1 protein-coding gene is annotated in these 344 nt (G+C 64.0%); it reads right to left on the bottom strand.

All coding sequences use genetic code 11. The features are described from left to right. On the bottom strand, positions 1–344 hold a 344-nt coding region (locus KVS69_RS19075), incomplete at both ends, for an Ig domain-containing protein (RefSeq protein WP_217539535.1).

The raw sequence follows: 344 nt of genomic DNA, 5'->3' as shown, positions 1-344 counted from the left end.
AGGCTGTCCCGATTGTCGGCGCGTGCAGGGAAGTGGGAGAGAGCGTAATCGTCGGAGCCGCTACGGTCAGGCTATAGGACCGGCTTCCCGTAAAGAGTCCTGCGGCGCTGTCGGTGGCGGTGATGGTGAAATTGAACGATCCGGCAGCGGTCGTCGTGCCGCTCAGGACGCCGCCGCTGCTGAGTGTCAGCCCTGAAGGCAATGCGCCGCTCGTGACTGCATAGCTGTAGGGCGCGGTGCCGCCTCCTGCCGTAAGGGTTGCCGAATAGGCTGTCCCGATTGTCGGCGCGTGCAGGGAAGTGGGAGAGAGCGTAATCGTCGGAGCCGCTACGGTCAGGCTATAG

Origin of the sequence: Stenotrophomonas sp. GbtcB23 (genome assembly GCF_019091045.1) — a bacterium.
Classification (GTDB): domain Bacteria; phylum Pseudomonadota; class Gammaproteobacteria; order Xanthomonadales; family Xanthomonadaceae; genus Stenotrophomonas; species Stenotrophomonas rhizophila_A.
This window is presented reverse-complemented; position numbering and strand designations above follow the sequence as displayed.